This is a genomic window from Stenotrophomonas pictorum JCM 9942 (assembly GCF_001310775.1).
Lineage (GTDB): Bacteria > Pseudomonadota > Gammaproteobacteria > Xanthomonadales > Xanthomonadaceae > Stenotrophomonas > Stenotrophomonas pictorum.
In genome coordinates this window covers 1-18498 of the sequence record NZ_BAZI01000013.1, presented here as the reverse complement: position 1 = coordinate 18498, position 18498 = coordinate 1, and the positions used below count along the sequence as shown (strand labels likewise).

Annotated in this window: 15 protein-coding genes and 3 pseudogenes; 11 read left to right on the top strand and 7 right to left on the bottom strand. The window is 65.4% G+C overall.

Annotated features, from left to right (window positions below; genetic code table 11):
- A partial coding sequence (locus tag JCM9942_RS01955; protein ID WP_172675024.1) for a penicillin acylase family protein occupies nt 1–904 on the top strand: 904 nt, incomplete at its 5' end.
- A 43-nt stretch (nt 905–947) separates the two neighbouring features.
- Here JCM9942_RS01955 and JCM9942_RS01950 read toward each other — a convergent pair.
- A complete protein-coding gene (locus tag JCM9942_RS01950; protein WP_054657183.1) occupies nt 948–1373 on the bottom strand; it encodes a RidA family protein in 426 nt (141 codons plus the stop codon).
- Nucleotides 1374–1474: 101 nt separating this feature from the next.
- Entirely contained in the window at nt 1475–3160 is a 1686-nt protein-coding gene (gene asnB / locus JCM9942_RS01945; RefSeq protein WP_054657181.1) for an asparagine synthase B, read from the bottom strand.
- Nucleotides 3161–3517: 357 nt separating this feature from the next.
- Here asnB and JCM9942_RS01940 point away from each other — a divergent pair, with 357 nt between their 5' ends.
- Together JCM9942_RS01940 and JCM9942_RS01935 are read left to right on the top strand one after the other, a co-directional pair.
- Nucleotides 3518–4414, top strand: a complete 897-nt coding sequence (locus tag JCM9942_RS01940; RefSeq protein WP_054657179.1) for a tetratricopeptide repeat protein — start codon at nt 3518–3520, stop codon at nt 4412–4414.
- 98 nt (nt 4415–4512) lie between these two features.
- A complete protein-coding gene (locus JCM9942_RS01935) occupies nt 4513–5199 on the top strand; it encodes a pentapeptide repeat-containing protein (RefSeq protein ID WP_054657177.1) in 687 nt (228 codons plus the stop codon).
- Here the strand turns inward: JCM9942_RS01935 and dapE are convergent.
- The 5 genes and pseudogenes from dapE to map all read right to left on the bottom strand — a co-directional run bounded on the left by dapE (nt 5196) and on the right by map (nt 11307).
- Entirely contained in the window at nt 5196–6323 is a 1128-nt protein-coding gene (gene dapE, locus JCM9942_RS01930; protein WP_054657175.1) for a succinyl-diaminopimelate desuccinylase, read from the bottom strand. The two genes, JCM9942_RS01935 and dapE, sit on opposite strands and share 4 nt — an antisense overlap.
- Nucleotides 6324–6411: 88 nt before the next feature.
- Nucleotides 6412–6768 carry a Spx/MgsR family RNA polymerase-binding regulatory protein gene (locus JCM9942_RS01925; protein WP_054657173.1) on the bottom strand — a complete coding sequence of 119 codons (357 nt, stop codon included), beginning with the start codon at nt 6766–6768 and terminating at the stop codon, nt 6412–6414.
- A 72-nt stretch (nt 6769–6840) separates the two neighbouring features.
- Nucleotides 6841–7880, bottom strand: a pseudogene (gene dapD, locus JCM9942_RS01920) (2,3,4,5-tetrahydropyridine-2,6-dicarboxylate N-succinyltransferase).
- A complete protein-coding gene (locus JCM9942_RS01915; RefSeq protein ID WP_054657171.1) occupies nt 7880–10519 on the bottom strand; it encodes a [protein-PII] uridylyltransferase in 2640 nt (879 codons plus the stop codon). The pseudogene dapD and the gene JCM9942_RS01915 overlap by 1 nt, the downstream one beginning before the upstream one ends.
- Complete coding sequence (map, locus tag JCM9942_RS01910) at nt 10516–11307, bottom strand: type I methionyl aminopeptidase (protein WP_054657187.1); 792 nt, start codon at nt 11305–11307, stop codon at nt 10516–10518. Before map ends, JCM9942_RS01915 begins: the two co-directional genes overlap by 4 nt.
- Nucleotides 11308–11785: 478 nt before the next feature.
- On the opposite strand from map, the gene rpsB reads away from it, so the two are divergent.
- The 8 genes and pseudogenes from rpsB to JCM9942_RS18010 form a co-directional block, all read left to right on the top strand.
- The gene (rpsB, locus tag JCM9942_RS01905) at nt 11786–12589 is read left to right on the top strand and encodes a 30S ribosomal protein S2 (protein ID WP_054657169.1); all 804 of its coding nucleotides are present in this window, start codon (nt 11786–11788) and stop codon (nt 12587–12589) included.
- A gap of 133 nt (nt 12590–12722) precedes the next feature.
- On the top strand, nt 12723–13601 hold the full coding sequence (gene tsf, locus JCM9942_RS01900) for a translation elongation factor Ts (protein WP_054657167.1): 879 nt from the start codon (nt 12723–12725) through the stop codon (nt 13599–13601).
- 175 nt (nt 13602–13776) lie between these two features.
- Nucleotides 13777–15282 carry a GGDEF domain-containing protein gene (locus tag JCM9942_RS01895; protein WP_054657165.1) on the top strand — a complete coding sequence of 502 codons (1506 nt, stop codon included), beginning with the start codon at nt 13777–13779 and terminating at the stop codon, nt 15280–15282.
- A gap of 109 nt (nt 15283–15391) precedes the next feature.
- Nucleotides 15392–16119: pseudogene (pyrH, locus tag JCM9942_RS01890) on the top strand (UMP kinase).
- 82 nt (nt 16120–16201) lie between these two features.
- On the top strand, nt 16202–16759 hold the full coding sequence (frr, locus tag JCM9942_RS01885) for a ribosome recycling factor (protein WP_054657163.1): 558 nt from the start codon (nt 16202–16204) through the stop codon (nt 16757–16759).
- 3 nt (nt 16760–16762) lie between these two features.
- Nucleotides 16763–17536 (top strand): polyprenyl diphosphate synthase, encoded by a 774-nt coding sequence (uppS, locus tag JCM9942_RS01880; protein ID WP_083468365.1) that lies wholly within the window; start codon nt 16763–16765, stop codon nt 17534–17536.
- Entirely contained in the window at nt 17533–18354 is an 822-nt protein-coding gene (locus tag JCM9942_RS01875) for a phosphatidate cytidylyltransferase (protein WP_054657161.1), read from the top strand. Before uppS ends, JCM9942_RS01875 begins: the two co-directional genes overlap by 4 nt.
- Before the next feature lies 1 nt (nt 18355).
- Nucleotides 18356–18498, top strand: a pseudogene (locus JCM9942_RS18010) (1-deoxy-D-xylulose-5-phosphate reductoisomerase); the annotation flags it as partial.

Below are 18498 nucleotides of genomic sequence, written 5' to 3'. Positions count from 1 at the left end.
TGTCGATCCGCCCGATCACCGCCTGTGGACCGCCAACGGCCGGGTGCTTGATGGCGTCGCGCTGGCCGACGCCGGTGACGGCGGCTATGACCTCGGCGCGCGTGCCAAGCAGATCCGCGACGGCCTGTTCGCCCGCGAGCACTTCACCGAACAGGACCTGCTGGCCATCCAGCTCGATGACCGTGCCGTGCTGATGGAGCGCTGGTGGAAGCTGCTGCGGCAGACCGTCGGGCACAGTGACGACCCTGCGCTGCAGCGACTGGAAGCGGCCAGCCGCCAATGGCAGGGTCGAGCCTCCACGGACTCGGTCAGCTATCGGATGGCACGCGGTTTCCGCAGCCTCTTGATGGACAACCTCCAGGGCGCGCTGCTGGCTCCGGCCAGAGAGCAGCTGGGCGATCGTTACCTCGCCCCTAGACTTGCCCAGTTCGAGGGCGTGCTGTGGCCCTTGCTCGACCAGCGCCCGCCGCATCTGCTGCCACCGCCCTATGAAAGCTGGGAGGCGCTGTTGGCCACCAGCGCCCGCCAACTGGAAAAGGATCTGGCCCAACAGGGTCCCGATCTGGCGCAACGCAATTGGGGCGAACGCAACACCGCCGCCATCTGCCATCCGGTCTCGGCAGCGTTGCCACGCCCTCTCAAATCCTGGCTGTGCATGCCGGGCGAGCCCTTGGCAGGGGACGGCGACATGCCGCGCGTGGCCGGCCCGAAGTTCGGCGCTTCGCAGCGGATGGTGGTATCACCCGGCCATGAGGGCGAGGGCATCGTACACATGCCCGGCGGCCAGAGCGGCCATCCACTGTCACCTTTCTGGGGCGCCGGTCACGACGACTGGGTGGAAGGCCGCTCATCCCCGTTCCTGCCGGGTCGCACCGCGCACAGCCTGCGTTTGAGTCCGCGCTAAGCGACCGCGCGGCGCCTGCCCTGGCACCCCCTGCATAGCGGCGTCACTTCAGGCGAACCGTCCACTCCACCTCGAGCAGGGCCTCGGCGTCGAACAGCCGGCTGACCTGCACCCAGCTGGCGGCCGGATACATGCCATCGACGAAGAAGGTCTTGCGCTCGGGAATAGCCGTGATCAGCCCCTCCATATCGGTGGTGTAGACGGTTTCCTTGACCACCTGGCTGCTGTTGGCGCCAAACCGCTGCAGGATTCCGGTCAACTGGCTGTAGCAGCTCTGCACTGCAGCCTGCATGGTTTCACCTTTGCAGGGCACGCCCGACACATACAGCATGTCGCCGTCGCGGATCACGCCGGTATAGCCGATATCGGTTTCCCAGCTCCCCAGCACGTGCCGCTCCAGCGGCCCCTCCGCCGCATGGAGCAGCGGACTGCACAGCAAGCCGAACACCATCATGGGAAGCACGCGCATTGGTTTTCCTTGATTGACTGGACGCGGAAACGGTCACGGACAACCGCCCGCGACAACCGGAAAAAGAATGGCCCGCATCGCTGCGGGCCAGGCATCGACACTCAGCCAGCCAGTGCTTGGTCATGCACACCGGCGACGGCACGTCCGGAAGGATCGGCCATGCTGGCGAAGCTGGCATCCCAGGCAATCGCCGCCGGCGAGGAACAGGCGATCGACTTGCCGCCGGGCACGGTTTCAGAAGCCGCGCGGCTCGGGTAGAACTGCTCGAACAGATGACGGTAGTAGTACGCCTCCTTGGTCTGCGGCGGGTTGTACGGGAAGCGCTTGTCGGCCGCGGCCAGCACGCGGTCGCTGACCTGTGCCTCGGCGTGCGCCTTCAAACCGTCGATCCAGCCGTAGCCGACACCATCGCTGAACTGCTCCTTCTGCCGCCACAGGATTTCCTTCGGCAGGTAGCCCTCGAACGCCTCGCGCAGCACCGCCTTCTCAATGCGGCCGCTGGCCTTGTCGATCATCTTGTGGCGGGCATCCATCTTCATCGCCACGTCCAGAAACTCGCGGTCCAGGAACGGCACGCGCGGCTCCACGCCCCAGGCCATCATCGACTTGTTGGCACGCAGGCAGTCGTAGTTGTTCAAGGCGTCGAGCTTGCGCACCAGCTCCTCATGGAACTCGCGGGCGTTCGGTGCCTTGTGGAAGTACAGGTAGCCACCGAAGATCTCGTCGCTGCCTTCGCCGGACAGCACCATCTTCACCCCCATCGCCTTGATCCGCCGCGCCAGCAGGAACATCGGCGTGGAGGCGCGGATGGTGGTGACATCGTAGGTTTCGATATGGCGGATGACTTCCGGCAGCGCATCCAGACCTTCCTCGAAGGTGTACTCGAAACCGTGGTGCACGGTGCCCAGCGCCTGGGCTGCCACCTCGGCGGCAGCCAGATCCGGCGAGCCCTTCAGGCCGATGGCGAAACTGTGCAGGCGCGGCCACCACGCCTCGCTCTGGTCGCCATCCTCGATGCGATGACGCGCATAACGCGCGGCGACCGCGGCCACCAGCGACGAATCCAGCCCTCCGGACAACAGCACGCCGTAGGGCACATCGGTCATCAGCTGGCGGTGCACGGCGCGCTCGAAGGCTTCACGCAGCTCGGCCAGGGAGACGTCCACGCCTGCCACCGCGTCATAATCGCGCCACGGGCGTTCGTAGTATTTGCTCAGGGTATCGGTGCTGCTGTCATACCAGTGCCCGGGTGGAAACTGTGCGACATCGGCGCAGGTGTCGGACAGCGACTTCATTTCCGAGGCCACGCACAGCCGGCCCTGCTTGTCGTGCCCCCAGTACAGCGGTACCACGCCGATCGGATCGCGGGCGATGATTACACGGCCCTTGGCCTTGTCCCACAGCGCGAAGGCGAAGATCCCGTTGAGGCGGTTCAGATACGAAGCCGGCTCATCTTCCCGATACAGCGCGTTGATCACCTCGCAGTCCGAACCGGTCTGGAACGCATACGGCTGGGTGAGTTCCTTCTTCAGCTCCTGGTGGTTGTAGATCTCACCATTCACCGCCAACGCCAACTGGCCGTCGTCGGACAGCAACGGCTGCGAGCCGCCGGCCGGGTCGACGATGGCTAGGCGCTCGTGCACCAGGATGGCGCCTTCGTCCACGTAGACGCCGCTCCAGTCCGGGCCGCGATGGCGCTGGCGCTGGGATTGTTCAAGCGCCTGCCGACGCAGCGCCTGCAGGTCGTCACCGGATTGCAGGCCGAAAATGCCGAAGATGGAACACATGGGAAAGCTCCTGGGGTTGTGTGGGGACAAGCATTCGAAGCAACGGCTGGCAGAGGTGCAGCCGCTCGGTGTTCCCGCCCGGCCACAAAAAAACCCGCATCGACCGATGCGGGTTTTCTGGTGTCCTGAGCCTGTTGCCTGTCCTAGCTCTGGTCGCAGTCCCGCAGTGGCCGCGCACGATTATTCGCGCGCAGATTGTTGCGGTTGTTGTTATTGACAGCGTTAGCCGGGAACCAGGACATGGGGCAGACCGTATCCCGGTTTTCCGGAGCGCGCAACTGTTGCTGCGGCAACCGATTCAGTGCTCGGGCCGCCAGGTTCCCGGATAATCCGCGCACCGCTGTCTGGACTTCATGGATGAAACCGTTTGCCTTCCGCGTGCTGTTGCACGCCCTGTGCCTGTTCACACTGGCCGCCTGCACCACCACCGCACCACACCGTCCCGTCGACACCACCGAGCGCGAGGCGTTGGCTGCCGCCAGCGACGGCCAGTTCGACTCGGTACTGCGTGTGGCAAATCTCTACCGGGCCCGCAACGACCCGCGGGCGCTGGACTGGTACGCACGCGCCGCGGCGATCCCGCCCCGAACGCACCACAGCACCGGGGTGGAGGAGCAACTGGGAACGATCCTGCAACGCGGCCGCTTGGACAGCAGCGATGCGCCGCAAACACAGGAAGCCAGGGTGCTCAAGCCCTCCCCGCGCAAGGCATTGCACTGGTTCCGCAGCGCCGCCTACCACGGCTCACCCTACGCGATGCGCGATCTGGAGCGCTGGCATGCCGATCGCGGCGATATGGCTGGCGCATTGCGCTGGCGGCTACGCCACGCGGTGTACATGCGCGAGCTGTACAAGCTGGACGCACTGCGCAACGCAACCCGCACCTCACCCGAAGCGGTACGTCTGGCCAGCAAGCAGCCATCAACGAATGCCGCCATCGCCCACATCCAGCGACGGGCTGCCCGTGGCGATGCCGAAGCGCAGGTCGACCTGGGCACCTTGCACGAAGCCGGCATTGGCATGCCCGAGGACAAGAGCGAAGCACTGCGCTGGTATCAGCGCGCCGGCGAACAAGGCAATGTCTACGGCCAGTACTTCGCAGGGCTGGCATTGGGGCGCGGCGGCAGGGGGCTGCAGAAGGATGAAGTTGCAGCGGCGGCGTGGTTCGCCAGAGCCCATGCACAGGAGTTCTACCTGGCCGAGAAATCCTACTGGCGCAAAGCCATCGCTCCACCGTTCTTCATCTTCGAGTAGAACCGCGGTCTGTAGACACATGGACCAGCAGTGCGACAAGACTGCATCAACTGGCGGATATCGCGCAGAATGACGCGCTGGCATCCGCAGAGCTGGACATGACGAACACCGCCGTTTTCCGTGAAGAAACCATCGACCGCGCGCGCATGCAGCAGATCATCCATGCGCATCCGCGTGCAGCGGTGTTCGAATCCTGCACATTGGACGAAGGCGATTTCTCGCGACTGGACATGGACGGTTTCCAGTTCAACCAGTGCTCGCTGGCCGGTGCGCACTGGCTGGCTGCATCGCTGGAAGAAAGCCAATGGCAGAAGTGCCGTGGCGGCCAGTGCGACTTCAGCTCGGCGCAGCTCAGCGAATCACGCTTCGCCGATTGCGATCTCAACAACAGCCACTGGCGACGAGCAACGCTATCCTCGGTGCAGTTCCAGGACTGCAAGTTGACCGGTGCCCACCTGCAGGAAGTGACCGGCTGGGCATTGGAGTTCCGCCACTGCCTGCTGGTGAGCGCCGATCTGCGCGGGCTTTCGTTCCGCAAGGCACGCCTGGAGGGCATGGATTTCTCCGAAGCCGACCTGTCCGGCTGCGACTTCCGCGATGCCGTGTTCAGCGGCGGCAGCCTGCGCAACGCACAGACCCGCCTGACCCGGTTTGAAGGCGCCGACCTGCGCGATACCGATATCAGCGGGCTCAACGTGATGGACGCCAAGCACTTCAAGAAAGCGGTGATATCGCAGCGTCAGGCCGCCGCGGCGCTTGCCGCGTTCGGCCTGATCGTCGCCTAGGCGAGCAGGCGCTCAATCAGCCGCCGATACAGCTCCGGCAGCGCCTCCAGATCGGCCACCCGCACGTTCTCATCCACCTGGTGGATGCTGGCGTTCACCGGCCCCACTTCGATGCACTGGGCGCCCAACGGTGCGATGAAGCGCGCGTCCGAGGTTCCACCACCGGTGCTTTCTTCCGGCGCGGCGCCGGCGAATTCGGCCAGCACCTCACGCGCGACCCGCCGCAGGGTACCTTCCGGGGTATAGAACGGCTCGCCGCTGCGATGCCAGTCCAACACGTAGTCCAGCCCATGGCGATCCAGCAACGCGGTGATCTCCGCCTGCAACCGGTCGGCATTCCAGTGCGGGTTGTAGCGCAGATTGAACATCACCTGCAGCTCGCCCGGAATCACGTTGCTGGCCCCCGTGCCGGCACTGATGTTGGACAGCTGCAGACTGGTCGGCGGGAAGCTTTCATAGCCATCGTCCCAATGCCGGGCTGTGAGTTCAGCCAGCGCCGGTGCAGCCAGATGGATCGGGTTGCGCGCCTTGTCCGGGTACGCCACATGGCCCTGCACGCCCTTGATACGCAGCTTGGCCGACAGGCTGCCGCGCCGGCCGACGCGCAGCAGGTCACCGAGCTTCGCGGTGGAGGACGGCTCGCCGGTGATGCACCAGTCGATGGCCTGGCCGCGTTCGACAAACAGCCTGGCAACGTGGCGCACGCCGTCGATGGCGTCCCCCTCCTCGTCACTGGTCAGCAGCACCGCCAGCGTGCCCGGATGCTGCGGATACGCGGCGACAAACTGTTCGGCCGCCACCACGAAGGCGGCGACGCTGCCTTTCATGTCCGCAGCACCGCGCCCGTAGAGCGCGCCGTCGCGCACTTCCGGTGTGAAAGGATTGCTGCTCCAGGTCTCGACCGGGCCACTGGGCACCACATCGGTGTGCCCCAGCAGCACAAGCACCGGTGCGCCGCTGCCGTGCGTGGCCCACAGGTTGTCGACCTCGCCCAGCCGCAGGTGTTCGCAAGTGAAACCGGCAGCGCCCAGCCGCCCGGCGATCAGTTGCTGACACCCGGCATCATCGGGCGTTACCGAAGGGCGCGCGATCAACGCGCAGGTCAGGTCGAATACGTCGCTCATGGGACCTCGTGCGGAAGCACCCGCGGTGCTTCCCGGTGGTTTGGGTTGCCGTGGCCACGACGGTATGCGTCGCCAGGGCCACGGGGAATCAGGCGATGTTGAAGCGCGCCTTGAAGCCGTTGTCGCTGAAACCCTGGCTCAGCACGGCGTCCCCGGTGATGACCAGCGGACGCTTGATCAGCTGCGGATACTCGCGCAGCAGCAGCTTCCACTCGGCATCGGACTCGGGGGACTTGCGGTTGTCCGGCAGCTGCCGCCAGGTGGTCGAGGATTTGTTGATCAACGCCGCGAAGCCGCCGGCCTTGCCGGCCCATTCCAGCAGCGTTTCCGGCGCGGGCTTGTTGTCGCGGTAGTCGACGAAGGTGTAGGCGATACCGAAGCGGTCCAGCCATCTGGTGGCCTTCTTGCAGGTATCGCAGTTCTTGAGTCCGTAGATCGTGGTCATTGCAGATTCCATAAATTCAGGCAGGTGCACACAGCGCCCGTCGCCACGTACGGGCACTACGGCGGCAGTGTCTCAGTCCGCCAGACCGCGCAGCAGGTCGTTGACGCTGGTCTTGCTGCGGGTCCTGGCATCGACCTGTTTGACGATCACCGCGCAATACAGCGAATGGGTGCCATCCTTGCTCGGCAACGAGCCGGACACGACCACACTGTAGGGCGGGACGTAACCGTAGCTGATCTCACCGGTGGCACGATTGTAGATGCGGGTGCTCTGGCTCAGGAACACGCCCATGCCGATCACGCTGTGGTGGCCAACCACCACGCCTTCGACCACTTCCGAACGGGCACCGATGAAGCAGTGGTCCTCGATGATGGTCGGGCTGGCCTGCAGCGGCTCCAGCACGCCGCCGATGCCGGCACCGCCGGACAGGTGGCAGTGCTTGCCGATCTGCGCGCACGACCCCACCGTGGCCCAGGTATCGACATGGTGCCTTCGCCGACGTGCGCGCCGATGTTGGTGAAGCTCGGCATCAGCACCACATCCTTGCCGAAGTGCGTGCCGCGACGGGCGATCGCGCCGGGCACCACACGTACGCCGGCCTGGCGGAACTCCGCCTCGCCATAGCCCTCGAAACGCGACTCCACCTTGTCCCAGAACGGCGCAGGGCTGCCGTCGATCACTTCCATCTCATTGACGCGGAAATACAGCAGCACCGCTTTCTTCAGCCACTCGTTGACCTTCCAGCCACCGTGGCCATCGGGCTCGGCGACGCGGAACTCGCCCGACTCCAGACCGTCGATCACCCGGTTGACCAGTGGACGGGTCGATCCTTCGATCTCATCGACGGTCAGCATGGTGCGGCGCTCGAAAGCGCTCTCGATGCTGAACTTCATTTCCGCCACGCCCGGTGCAGGCGGCTTGCGCAGGCTGCGCGGCCCCATCGACTCGATCGCCTTGGGTTTGGCCGGCATCACCTTCTTCACCGCCACGGCGGCTTTCTTGACCGCCTTCTTTGCCGCGGTCTTCTTGACTGCCGGCTTGGCAGACACGGTCCTGGCCGCGGCGGCGGGCTTGGATGCTGCCTTCTTGGCGGCGGGTTTCCTGGTAGCCATCAGTGGGGGTCTCCTGGCGTTCTGTCGGGCTCCAGACAGGCCATCAACGCATCCCGCAATGACTGTCTGGAAGATTCGGTAAGAGGTTGATCATGCCGATCGGTGAGCTGGAACTGGTCCTCGGCGCGCTCACCGAAAGTGGCGATACGCGCGTCCTGGACACTCAGGCACTGGTCGCGCAGCACATGCGCCACATCGGCCAGCAGGCCCGGGCGATCCGGCGCCACCAGATTCAGCACGGTGCGGTTGTGGTCGCGCGACTCCAGGAACTCGATCCGCGGCGCGAAGCGGAAATGTCTGAGCTGTCGCGGCATCACCCGCCGTGACGGCCGCAGGATCTGGATATTGCCGGCCAGCGCCTTGCGCAGTACCGCCTCCAGACGCGCGGTATCGCCATCGGCGAAGCTGCCGACCGGAATCACTTCAAAGGTATCGAAAATGGTGCTGTCCGGGCCGTCCAGCACACGCGCCCGGTGGATACCGTAGCCGGCACGGTCCAGGGTCATCACGATCGCCGCGAACAGACCATCGCGATCGGGCGAATGCACGAATACTTCCAGCGCGTCGCTTTCCGGCATGATCCGGCGCACCTTCACCAGCGTGCCGCCCTTGCGGATTTCAATCAGCGACGCCGCCTGCCACACCAGCTGTTCGGGCCGGAAGCGCACGAAACTCTCATCGGGCATCGCCGCGAACTGGCGGTCGATCAGCGTATCCGGGTGCCCCAGCAGCCGCATCTGCTGACGCACGCTGTCACGCGCTTCCTGCACCCGTTCGGCCTCGGGCAACGGATGCTCGAGGCCTTCGAGCAGTGCGCGGCGCGCGGCGAAGTACAGGTCCGCCAGCAAACGGTCCTTCCACGCGTTCCAGAGCTTGGGGCTGGTGCCGGCGATGTCGGCGCAGGTCAGCAGGTACAGGTAATCCAGGCGGTCGCGCGTACCCACCAGAGTGGCAAATCGATGGATCACGTCCGGGTCGGTGATGTCCTGTTTCTGTGCCGTCACCGACATGCGCAGGTGCTGTTCGACCAGCCAGGCCACCAGTTCGGTATCGGAGCTGCTCAGCCCGTGCTCGCTGCAGAACTGGCGGGCATCGGCCGCGCCCAGTTCGGAATGGTCACCGCCACGACCCTTGGCGATGTCATGGAACAGGCCGGCCAGCAGCAGCAGCTCGGGCTTGCGCAGACGCGGCCACACCTCATGGGCGATGGAAAAGCGCTCGTCGGCCCGCGCCGAAGCGAACAGACCGATATTCCGCAGCACCATCAAGGTGTGCTGATCGACGGTGTAGACGTGGAACAGGTCAAACTGCATACGCCCGGACACCTGCGCAAAGGCGGGAATCCACTGTCCGAGCACGCCCAGCCGGGCCATGCGGGCAAGCGTGTCGACCGCGCGCGGCCCACGCAGCAGGGCCATGAACCGCTCCCTGACATCCGCCTCCACCCGGGTATAGGGCGGAATCTCATCCAGCATCTCGGCCAGCCCACGCGCCGTCATCGAATGCAGACCTCGCACCTCCGGGATACGCGCCCAGCAGGCGAACAGCGCGAAGAGGGAGCGGATATCGCCATGCGGCCACAACGGATCGTCCGCCGACAGATAACCGCGGCGCAACGAGAAGCCGTCGCCGACCGGCTCGGGCGCAGCCTCGCCATCGAACTGCTCCTCGAAGCGCTGCAGCAGGCGGTCGCTGATGCGGCGGACCACCGCCGCGCTGCGGTAGAAGCCCTGCATCATCTTCTCGACCCCCAGGCTTTCCGCGTCGTCGGCATAGCCCATCCGCTCGGCCAGGGTCTTCTGGTAATCAAAGCGCAGGCGCTCTTCCGGACGCTGCGCCACCAGATGCAGGCCGAACCGGAGCCGCGCCAGCACCAGCCGCTCGCGTTTGAGCGCGGCCGCCTCGTCCAGACCGAGATGCCCCAGCCCGACCAGCGCATCGATATTGCTGACGCCGAACGTGCGCAGCGCCATCCAGCCCAGCGTATTGAGATCGCGCAGGCCGCCCGGGCCGTCCTTGAGATCGGGCTCCAGGTTGTCGGCGGTGTCGCCAAAGCGGCGATGCCGCAGCAGCAGCTCCTCGCGCTTGGCAAGAAAGAACTCCCGTGCCGGCCAGATCAGACTGGGCGAAATCGCCCGCGCCAGCGCCTGTTGCGCCGCGCTTTCGGCACACAGCGGCCGCGCCTCGATCAGCGCGGTCAGGACGGTCTGGTCAGCGGCGGCCTGCACGCACTGCGCAGCCGAGCGCACCGCATGGCTGACCGGCAGCCCGGCATCCCACAGCAAGGCGAACAGCCGGGCAAGATCGGCCTCGTGGGAGTGCTGCGCGGCGGTTTCCCCCAGCACCAGCAGATCGATATCCGAGCGCGGGAACAGCTCGCCGCGGCCATAGCCGCCGACCGCGAACAGCGCCAGCCCTGCACCGGCGGGAACACAGCGCAGCCAGGCCTCGCGGATCAGCTGGTCAACCGCGCGGGCGCGCAACGCGAGCAGGCGTTCGACGTTGTCGGCCTGCTCGAAGCGTTTGCACAGACGCGCATCGGTGTGGACAAGTGACTGCCGGGCATCGGCAGCCCACTGCACATCACCGGCAGTCTCTGCCGACGCGTCCAGACTCGGGCCCGTCGGCAGCTGGCTCATTCCTGCGTGGTTGGCGCTTGTTCGGACTCGGCCGGCGACAAGGTCAGCACCTCGACACCGTCCTCGGTCACCGCGATGGTGTGTTCCCACTGCGCCGACAACTTGCGGTCCTTGGTGACCACCGTCCAGCCATCCGGCAGCACCTTGGTGTGGCGCGCGCCTTCATTGATCATCGGCTCGATGGTGAAGGTCATGCCCGGCTTGAGCACGACCCCCTGGCCCGGCCGGCCGTAATGCAGCACCTGCGGCTCGTCGTGGTAGACCTGCCCGATGCCATGGCCGCAGTACTCGCGCACCACCGAGAAACGCTCGGATTCGGCGTATTCCTGGATCGCGTGACCCACGTCGCCCAGCGTCGCGCCCGGCTTGACCGCACGGATACCGCGCCACATCGCTTCGCGGGTGGTTTCCACCAGGCGCCTGGCCATCACCGACGGCGTGCCGACGTAGTACATGCGGCTGGTATCGCCGTGCCAGCCATCCTTGATGACGGTCACGTCGATATTGATGATGTCCCCGTCCTTCAGGACCTTGGCCTCGCTCGGAATGCCATGGCAGATGACGTTGTTGACCGAGGTGCACACGGTCTTGGGAAACCCGCGGTAACCCACATTGGCCGGAATCGCACCCTGCACGTTCACGATGTGCTCGTGGCAGATGCGGTCCAGCTCCTCTGTGGTGACACCGGGCTTGACGTGGGGGCCGATGATGTCCAGCACCTCGGCCGCCAAACGGCCGGCGATGCGCATCTTCTCGATTTCTTCGGGGGTTTTCAGTTGGATTGCCATCCGCCGATTATCGCCCATTTGACGCCAAACGCTGAATTCCTGACTGCTGCAACGGCGCCTGGACCAGCGGTACGCTGTCTCATCGCACGCGGACCGCGCCCCCGCCGTGCCAGCAATCCGGCGCGCGACGGCGATACCGGCGCCCTGAACGGGGGAAAGCATTCCCGCACCGCAGCCGGTGCAGCAATGCCCCGAACCCCGGGCGCATCGCACGGGCACGGACCCGGTCATTTGCGGGAAGCCCGCCATGCCCCTTATACTCCCGCAGCTGCGCCAGGCCCGGTGCCTGCAAAGTACGCCCACACCGAGCGCCATTCGGTGAATCCACACCTGTCGCCCCCATCCGTGCCGGGGTGCCCTGATCTGTCAGGGTTCGGCCACGGAGGCGCCAGGGAAGCCCAACCCCGGAACCTATCGCGCAGTGCGCGCCGCCTTCTCACCTTTCCTTGGCGGCAGGTTCCCTACCAGGAGTTTTGCAATGCCCCAGGTCACCATGCGTCAGATGCTGGAAGCCGGCGTCCACTTCGGCCACCAGACCCGCTACTGGAACCCCAAGATGGCTCCGTACATCTTCGGCGCCCGCGGCAAGATCCACATCATCAACCTGGAAAAGACCGTTCCGCTGTTCAACGATGCGATGAACTTCATCTCGTCCGTTGCCCAGAAGCGCGGCACCATCCTGTTCCTGGGCACCAAGCGCAGCGCCCGCGACTCGATCAAGGAAGAAGCCGAGCGTTGCGGCATGCCGTTCATGAACCAGCGCTGGCTGGGCGGCACCCTGACCAACTTCGCCACGGTGAAGAAGTCGGTGGCCCGCCTGAAGGAACTGGAAGCCGGCGAAACCGACGGCACCTTCGACAAGCTGGTCAAGCACGAAGTGCTGGGCCTGCGTCGCGAGCGCGACAAGCTGGAAGCCTCGCTGGGCGGCATCAAGGACATGAACCGTCTGCCCGACGCCATCTTCGTCATCGACATCGGCCACGAAGACATCGCCATCAAGGAAGCCAAGAAGCTCGGCATCCCGGTGATCGCCGTGGTTGACACCAACTACAACCCGGAACTGGTCGATTACGCCATCCCGGGCAACGACGACGCCATCCGCGCCGTGCAGCTGTACGCCCGCGCCGCCGCTGACGCCGTGCTGGAAGGCAAGGCCGCCGCTCCGAACTCCGCCTCGGTGCGCGAGGAAGAGTTCGCCGAAGCCGCCGCTGCCGAAGAAGCCAAGCCGGCCCGCCGCGCTCCTGCCAAGAAGACCACCAAGGGCGACGAGGCTTCGGCCTGATCCCCACGTGGGCGCGCCCGCCGCGCCCACCTCCCTGTACCGGCGCACCCGCTGCGCCCGGCACTGACAGGGTCGCGTAACAACGGCCGGCAATCATTGCCGGCCTTCCCCTTTCTATTCGTGAGGTAATCCCATGGCTGAAATCACCGCCTCCCTGGTCAAGGAACTGCGCGAGCGCACTGGCGCCGGCATGATGGAGTGCAAGAAGGCTCTGACCGAGAACGACGGCAACATCGACGCCGCCGCCGAATGGCTGCGCAAGTCGGGCCTGGCCAAGGCCGACAAGAAGGCTGACCGCGTCACCGCCGAAGGCCGCATCGCGGCGGCACAGGACGGCAACAAGGCCGTGCTGGTGGAAGTCAACTCCGAGACCGACTTCGTCGCCAAGGACGCCAACTTCATCGCCTTCATCGACGCCGTTGCCCAGGCTGCCCTGACTTCGGGTGCCGCTGACGCCGAAGCCCTGAAGTCGGCCAAAATGGCCACCGGCGAAACCGTCGAGGAAGCCCGCGCTGCCGCCATCGCCAAGCTCGGCGAGAACATGCAGATCCGTCGCCTGGCCCGCATCGACACCAGCAACACCGTTGCCGCCTACATCCACGGCGGCCGCATCGGCGTGCTGATCGAACTGGCCGGCGGCAACGACGAGCTGGCCCGTGGCTTGGCCATGCACGTGGCCGCCATGAATCCGCCGCACAACAAGGCTAGCGATGTGCCGGCCGAGTTCGTTGCCAAGGAAAAGGAAATCGAGCTGGCCAAGATGTCCGACAAGGAAAAGGCCAAGCCGGCCGACATCCTGGAAAAGATCATCTCCGGCAAGATCAACAAGATCGTCAACGAAGTGACCCTGTACGGCCAGCCGTACGTGCTGGACACCAACCAGTCCGTCGAGCAGGTGCTCAAGGCCGCTGGCGCCGAAGTGATCGGCTTCCAGCGCCTGGTGGTCGGCGAAGGCATCGAGAAGGTGGTGGAAGACTACGCCGCCGAAGTCGCCAAGGCGATGCAGGTCTGATTCCGGCCCGCACCTGATGTCCAGAAGAAGCCGCGGCCCTCCGCGGCTTCTTTTTTGTCCGACCCGAACGGCCGCCACACCCGCAAATCCGCGCAATGCCAGGCAAAAATGTGATGTATCTGCTTTCTTGGCGAGGCGCATGTATTCTTGGGCATCTGCTGACCGCCCTCATGACATGTCACCCGAGCTGACCAACACGCTATCTCTTTGCCGAAACCTGCCCTCGCCGCCGGCCATTGCCCTGCGCATCATCGAGCTGGCGCAGGATCCGGAAACCGATATCGCCACGGCGGCGGACGTCATCGCCCTGGACGTTGCCCTGAGCGCGCGCATGATGCGCATCGCCAACTCGCCGCTGTATGCCAGCCGGCGCCGGATCGAGAATCTGGGCCAGGCACTGACCATGCTCGGACTCAATGCCACCTTGCAGCTTGCACTGGGTTTTTCACTGTCCCGCGCATTGCGCGAGGAAAGCCGCGAACCGCAACTGCTGGAGGCAACCTGGCGGCGCAGCATCCTCAGCGCCCTGGCCGCCCGCTTCCTCGGACTGGGCTGTGGCGTGCGCCGGATCGAAGAACTGATGCTGGCCGGCCTGCTGCAGGACGTCGGCATCCTTGCCCTGCTGCAGGCCCGTCCGGACAGCTACCCCAACCTGCTCGGCACGGCCAGCAGCAACGACGAACTGCTTGCCCGCGAGCGCGCGGTACTGGACTGCAGTCACGCCGATATCGGCGCGCAGCTGTGCGAGCAATGGCACCTGCCACGCTACCTGGTCGAGGCCATCGCCCACAGCGAGCCGCCCGCCATCGCGACCGACCTTTTCGAACGCTGCGTCGCCCTTTCCGGATGCGTCGCCGAGATCTGGCTGAGTGATGACGCCGATGCCGCGCGCACCTATGCCCTGCAGCGGGTACATGCCGAGCTGCAGATGGACAGCCCGCGCTTCGAGCAGGTGCTGCAGCAGATCAGCCAGATGCTGCCGGACCTGAGCGCCCTGTTCGACACCCCGCCCCCGACTTCCGCCCGCGTGACCCAGCTGCTGGAACACGCCAGCGAACTGAAGGAACTGCGCAACCTGCGCGAGCTGCAGGACGCCTCCTCCGCACGCCGGCGGGCCGACGACTTCGAAGCGCAGGCACGCCGCCTGGGCGAGCAGGTCCACCTGGATGCGCTGACCGGGGTGCTGAACCGGCGCCAGCTTGAAGCCGTGCTGGAACAGGAGTTCGCCCGCGCCGCACAGCTCGACCGCCCCCTCTCCATCGCCTTCATCGACCTGGATGACTTCAAGAAAATCAATGACCTGCACGGCCATTTGATTGGCGACCAGGTCCTGCAGGTGTTTGCCGGACAACTGCAGGCACAACTGCGCAGCAGCGACACGATCGCCCGCTTCGGTGGCGAGGAGTTTGTGGTCATCTTCCCCGGCACCAGCGAGCAGCTGGCCGTGGAAGTGATCCGCCGGGTGCTGCTCAACATCGCGCACATCCCGATGATCGAGGTCGAAGGCGCTCCCGTGCATGTCACCTTCTCCGCCGGCGTGGCCGCCCATGGCGACTACGAACGGTTCGTCGATGTGCAGGAACTGCTCAAGGCCGCCGACGACGTGCTGTACCGCTCCAAGACCCAGGGCCGCAACCGCGTCAACGCGCGGGCACCGGCGCCCTCCCCCACCGCCTGCTGAACCGGCAGGGGGCCATCTCCGGAATTTACGCCGCATTGCAACAACACCTCTGACTTGGAACCGCCGCTTCCGTTAGAATTCACGCGTTTTCCAGCCCTGTGAGACCGCCATGTCCAAGCTCGCCTACCACCGCATCCTTCTGAAACTTTCCGGGGAGGCGCTGATGGGAGATGAGGACTACGGCATCGACCCAAGGTCATCAATCGCCTGGCACATGAGGTGATCGAGGCCCAGCAGGCCGGCGCGGAGATCGCGCTGGTGGTCGGCGGCGGCAACATCTTCCGCGGCGCCGGTCTTGCCGCTGGCGGCATGGACCGCGTCACCGGCGATCACATGGGCATGCTGGCCACCGTGATCAACGCCCTGGCCATGCAGGACGCGCTGGAAAAGGCCGGCGGCAAGGCGCGCGTGATGAGTGCGATCAAGATCAACGACGTGTGCGAGGACTACATCCGCCGCCGCGCGATCCGCCACCTGGAAAAGGGCCGCCTGGTGATCTTCGCCGCCGGCACCGGCAACCCGTTCTTCACCACCGACTCCGGCGCCGCACTGCGCGCGATCGAGATCGGTGCCGACCTGCTGCTCAAGGCCACCAAGGTCGATGGCGTCTACGACAAGGACCCGAACAAGCATGCCGATGCCGTGCGCTACGACAGCCTGACCTACGACCGCGTGATCAGCCAGGGCCTGGAAGTGATGGACACGGCGGCGTTCGCACTGGCCCGCGACAGCGACCTGCCGATGCGGGTGTTCGACATGAGCCAGCCGGGCGAACTGCTGAAGATCCTGCACGGCGAGAACATCGGCACACTGGTCCACGGCCGCGACGCCCACTGACCTTCTCACAACCGGTTCCGGTCCGGTGGGTGCGGGGTTTCGCCTATAATCGACCGGTTCAAGAAACATCAAGGATTCGGCGATGATCAACGAAATCAAGCAAGATGCGCAGGCGCGCATGGCCAAGAGCATCGATGCTCTGCGCCACACCCTCACCACCATCCGCACCGGCCGCGCATCACCGGCCCTGCTTGAAGGCATCAAGGTCAAAGCCTACGGCACCGATACGCCACTGAACCAGGTGGCCAGCATCAGTGTGTCCGAAGGCCGTTCGCTGGTGATCACCCTGTTCGACAAGAACATGATCAAGGACGTGGAGAAAGCCATCTACGCCTCCGACATCGGCATCACCCCCACCACCATGGGCACGGTGATCCGCCTGAACCTGCCGCCGCTCACCGAAGAGCGCCGCCGGGAGCTGGCCAAATCGGTGGGCAAGGAAGGCGAGGAGACCAAGGTCGCCATCCGCAACATCCGCCGCGATGCCAACCAGGAAGTGGCCAAGCTGCTCAAGGACAAGACCATCACCGAAGATGACGACCGTCGTGCACAGGAAGACATCCAGAAGCTGACCGACAAGGCGATCAAGGACATCGACGAGGTGGTCAAACTCAAAGAACAGGAACTGATGGCGGTCTGACCCGTGCCATCCGTCCTGCCCAGCGGCACACCCGCAGCGCGTCTGCCCGGGCACATTGCCATCATCATGGATGGCAATGGGCGCTGGGCGCAGCAACGCCGGCGACCGCGCATGATCGGTCACCGCGCCGGCGCCCGTGCGGTCAACCGCACCATCGACTTCTGCCTTGAGAACGGCATCTGCGGCCTGACCCTGTTCGCGTTTTCCAGCGAGAACTGGGGCCGGCCGAAGGAAGAGGTCGATGCCCTGATGAAGCTGTTCCTCGGTGCGCTGGATCGCGAGGTGGATGAACTCCATCGTCGCGGTGTCCGCGTGCGCTTTATCGGGGACCGGACCCGCTTTGGCAAGGGCATCCTCGAACGCATGGCGCGTTCGGAACAGCGCACGCTCGACAACACCGCGATGACCCTGACCATCGCCGCCAGCTATGGCGGACGCCAGGATATCGCCCACGCCGCACGCGCACTGGCCGAACAGGTTGTCGCCGGCACCCTCACCCTGGACCAGATCGACGAGCAGGCGCTTGCGCGGCATGTCGCACTGGCCGACCTGCCGCCGCCGGATCTGTTCATCCGCACGGGCGGCGACACCCGCATCAGCAATTTCCTGCTCTGGCAGCTGGCCTATACCGAACTGTGGTTTACCGACGTGCTGTGGCCGGACTTCGATGCTGGCGTACTCCAGCAGGCGATGGACGACTATTGCCGCCGTGAACGGCGCTTTGGCCTGACCAGCGCCCAGATCACCGCCGCGGCAACGGAGACCGCAATCCCATGACCAAGACCCGAGTCATCGCCGCGCTGATCATGGCCCCGGTGGCCATCTGCGCGATCCTGCTGCTTCCCACCCAATGGCTGGCAGCTGCCGCGGCACTGGTGTTTCTGACCGGGCTGTGGGAATGGCTCAAGCTCACCCATGTCGACGGCCTGCCGCGCACGGTCCTGCTGGTGCTGAACCTGCTGCTGATGGTGCTGCTGGTGTGGGCCTCGGCCGGCAGCACGGTCCTGTTCCAGCTGGCCACGCTGGTCGGCGTCGGCTTCTGGCTGCTGGCACTGCTGTGGCTGCGGTTTTTCAACTTCGGCGCGCATGAGGAAAGCGGCTCGCGCACCCTCAAGCTGGCCGCCGCGACGCTGGCCATCATTCCGGCCTGGACTGCGCTGGTGCTGATCCATGCCGGCGAGCCCAATGGCAACCGCTGGCTGCTGACCGCACTGGCAACCGTCTGGGCCGCCGATTCCGGCGCCTATTTCGCCGGCCGCACGTTCGGCAAGCACAAGCTCGCCCCACGCATCAGCCCGAACAAGACCATCGAGGGTCTGCTCGGCGGACTGCTGGCAGGCCTGCTGGTGGCCGGCGTATTCGGCTGGATCGCCGGCGTGCAGGCTTCGCAGCTGGGCGGACTGATGCTCGTCGCCGCCATCGCCGTACTGGCCTCGGTGCTGGGTGATCTGTTCGAAAGCCTGCTCAAGCGTCATGCCGGCGCCAAGGACTCGGGCAACGTGATCCCCGGCCACGGCGGCGTGCTGGACCGCATCGATGGCGTCCTCGCTGCCTTGCCGGTGTTCGCGCTGGGCAAGGAAATCTTCGGTTTCTGATATGTCCTTGACCTCTTTTCCGCGCCAGATCGCGATCCTCGGCGCCACCGGCTCGATCGGCAGCTCCGCGCTGGACGTCATCGCCCGGCATCCAAGGCAGCTGCGCGCCAGCGTGCTGGCCGCCGGCAGCAATGTCGACGCCCT